Raw genomic sequence first — 3,552 nt, forward strand, 5'->3', positions numbered from 1 at the left:
GCCTGCAGGTTGTAAAAATTAATATGCCAGGTATCGTTGAAATAGTTCACTATGATGGTTTCTTTCTGCCGCAGCTTATCTTTTGCAACAGCTGCAGTAGTGCCATTGGGGCTGGTGCCGGTAATGCTGTTCACCAGGTTATCAAAACCGGCCTTGCCTTCTGTAAGCATAATGGAGATCATTTCCACGAAATCCTCATCCGGCGCGCTCATGGCATAGGCGCTTATAAAACCGTCCTGGTGGGCTGTTTCGTCGGATACGTTGTTCCAGTTGGAGGTATAACGCCCAACGGATATACGCTTAAAATCAGGCGTGTACATGACGTTCTGGTGCAGGATGTGCCCAAACTCATGCTCTATGGTATGGAACATCATTTTCACGTTATTGGAGTCGGAGGGGGTATAGTCGCTCATACCCTTAATGCGGAAATCGTTCAGCACATACAGCACAATACGGCGGCCACCTTCTGCAGTGCCCAGGGTAATGGTGCCATCGGGGTTATAGCTGGCGCTGCCCACCAGCACAAAGAACTTGGGGCATAAGCGTTTCATAAATATTTCACCTGCTTCTGCTACATAATTACTGATCCATACTTTTTTTATAGAGCTCAGCACGGGTATGATCTTCTCTTCCTTAGGCGGCACCAGCGTGCGGTTCAGTTCCAGCTCAGCCTGATCCCACTTATATTTTACGGCAATGTTATACGGCACGGTCAGGCTGTCTTTGATCCAGTTATCAATGGGGCCGGGCGTCCAGGTATCGCCGCCCAGGCCGGGTATATTATCTATGTCGCCCAGGTCGTCGTCTTTTTTACAGGCGGTTAACAGGCACAGTAAAAAAGCGCCTGCAAGCAGTATATGTTTCATTTGTGTATTGTCTTTTAAGGTCATCATATATTATCGCGGATTCAGTTTTAGGCCGGCCAGCTCTGCGGACTGCGGCAATTGAAATACCCGGCGCGGATCGTCCTCGCCCAGCACCAGTATATCTCCGTCGGTTGTATAATGCGTTACGGGGGCTTTGTAGCGGATCAGGTCCAGCCAGCGCATGCCTTCCTGCACATACTCCGCCCGTTTAAAGCCAAACAGTGTGCTGAGGATCCCGTTTTGCAGGTTAGTGGTGCCATAGAAGTTCCGGATCTTCGCGGCGTTAATAATATGCTGGCCGGCATCGTAATTGGCAATGCGTGTGCTGGCGTAAGTATTCAGGTCTGCCAGCGCTGCGGTGGTATTGTTCAGGTATACATTGGCTTCAACGCGGTTAAACAGCACTTCCTCGGTGGTTAGTATGGGCACTACCACATAACCTACGCCTATATCGGCGTTAACAGAGCTGCGTACAAAATGTTCATTGATCTTTGGCAGCAGGTAATTCTCTGTGCCGGAGGTGAACACCTGGAAATTAAATGCCCAGTTGCCGCCGGTTACATTCCGGCGCAGGATCTCATCCCGCTTGCCGGAGGTAAGGCCGTACCGCACCCTGAAATAATTGCGCGCCCACCAGGAAGGTGTTTCCACCAGCAGCAGGTTGGCCGGCTCTGTGGCGCGTGCGTAACGGGCAAACAGCTCAAGGTAGGTAATGCTGGTGTAGGTGGTGTTCCAGGGCCGCAGCAGCGCTGTTACATTACCGGAAAGCACCTGGTTGGCATGTTCCAGCACTTTAGTATAATCTTTCTTAAATAAATAAAAACGTGCGGCAAATGCGTGTGCGGCAGCGGTAGTAAAGTGATAGCGGGGTACGGCATAGCGTGTATCGTCCAGTAAGGGAATACCGTCGGTAATATCCTTTTCTATCATGTCGTACACATAGCTTACGGTTTTGCGCTCATACTGTTTCATCACTATATTTTCCGGTACCGTTACATAGGGAATGCCGGGGTCTGATGCGGATGTATTTGCATCATACACTTTTGAAAAAACATTCACCAGCATAAAATGTGCGTAGGCGCGTGCCAGTAATGCCTCGCCTTTTTCAGAGCGGTAAGCTGATCTATTGGCGGCCTTTTCACATACTTCCAGCGCCTGGTTAGCGGCGGCTATGGCGGCATAACAGGCATCCCAGTAATACTCCGGCGAGTCCTGCTGATCCTCCCGCACATCCCGGAAGAAGTAAGGGTCCACATTGGTATTATCCAGCTCCCCGGCGCCTTTATCATCCACATTGTCGGACATGGATTCAAAGAACGCCATATAATTAGCCTGGGGGTAAGCGGTACCCAGCAGCTGGGCTACCTGCTCCGGTGAGTTCAGCTCCGCACGGTTATCCGGCGGCTTTTCCAGGTACTTTTTACAGCTTGTGCCCATGCACAGCACTAACATCAACGTATATATGAATAATTTCTTCTGCATCAGATACTAACTTTAAGTGAAAGCGTGAATTGCTTTTGAATAGGTTGCGCTACGCCGCCGGAATTAAAAAATTCAGGGTCCTGGCCCTTGAGCTTACTGTCGGAGTAAATGAGCCAGGGATTAATAGCAGCGCCGGTTACGGAAATGTTGCTAAAGTGCATTTTCCGTAACAGCTGCGGTGGCAGCACATAGGTGAGGGATACGGTTTTTAACCGCACAAAATCGCCTTTGGCCACCCGCTCGGTGGAGTAGTTGTAGTTGTTGTAGGGATGCGCTCCGCTCAGGGTTGCCTGCTCAAAAAGGCCCAGTATGGAAGGCACATTGGTCTTAAGCTCATCGCCCGGCATTACCCAGCGGTCCTGGAACTCTTTGGGCATGGCATCCAGGTCGGAATAGCTGGTTTTAAAAGCGGGGTACAGGCGGATCTTATTGCCGGCCTGGTAGGTGAGGAATATATTGAGGGAAAAGGCTTTGTAGTGGAAGGTGTTTGAAAAGCCGCCGGTGTACACGGGATCTACCGGTCCTTCGTATACCAGGTAATCCGTGTTCTGATCCTGCAGGTACACGGCCTGCGCGGTTTTGCCTGTTTCGTCGGTGAACAGGGGCACGCCCGTTTCATGATCCAGGCCCTTATAGCGGATGGAGAATAAGCTGCGCACCGGGTAGCCCTGCTTGTTACCGCCTTCGGCCTGTACCAGTGAAAAAATGTCGGGCCGGTTCCTGGCATCCGTGATCTTGTTGTAGTTATATCCAAAAGTTAAGTTGGTGGTCCAGCCCCATTCTTTTTTATTGATCACTTTTCCGCCTATCAGCACATCGGTGCCATAAGAATCCATGTCGGCGTAATTGGCGGCCTTTAAAGGCTCACCGCCAATGCCGGAGGTTTTAATGATGCTGATGAGGTCAAAACTTTTACGCTGGTATACATCCACGCTAAAGTTCATGCGGCTGTTAAACAGGCTGGCATCCACGCCTGCGTTGGCGGTGTAGAGCTTTTCCCAGGTAAGGTCTGCATTTTCCAGGTTGGCCAGCTGTATCACGGATTCTACTTCTGTTAAATAAGGCCGGCTGGTATTAATGTTACGCAGCACAATGCTGGAATTGGTGGCAGGGCCCATGCTGGCGGTTAGGCCATAGCTGCCGCGCAGGGTCAGGTAATCAACCCATTTTACATTTTCCATAAAAGGCTCCCGGTCTGCATTCC

At 50.6% G+C, this 3,552-nt stretch carries 2 protein-coding genes and 1 pseudogene; all 3 read right to left on the reverse strand.

The genetic code is table 11. From position 1 onward, the window contains the following. A partial coding sequence (locus VIM87_RS26485; RefSeq protein ID WP_331999900.1) for a putative zinc-binding metallopeptidase occupies nt 1-866 on the reverse strand: 866 nt, incomplete at its 3' end. Nucleotides 867-896: 30 nt separating this feature from the next. Next, nucleotides 897-2,348: a RagB/SusD family nutrient uptake outer membrane protein gene (locus VIM87_RS26490; RefSeq protein WP_331999901.1), complete on the reverse strand. Its 1,452-nt coding sequence runs from the start codon at nt 2,346-2,348 to the stop codon at nt 897-899. Then, nucleotides 2,348-3,552: pseudogene (locus VIM87_RS26495) on the reverse strand (SusC/RagA family protein); the annotation flags it as partial. The pseudogene VIM87_RS26495 and the gene VIM87_RS26490, both read right to left, overlap by 1 nt.

Source organism: Chitinophaga sp. (assembly GCF_036569125.1).
Classification (GTDB): Bacteria; Bacteroidota; Bacteroidia; order Chitinophagales; family Chitinophagaceae; genus Chitinophaga.

Coding starts and splice junctions, on each gene's coding strand:
- VIM87_RS26490 (WP_331999901.1), bottom strand. CDS start 2,348: ATGCAGAAGAAATTATTCATATATACGTTGATGTTAGTGCTGTGCATG.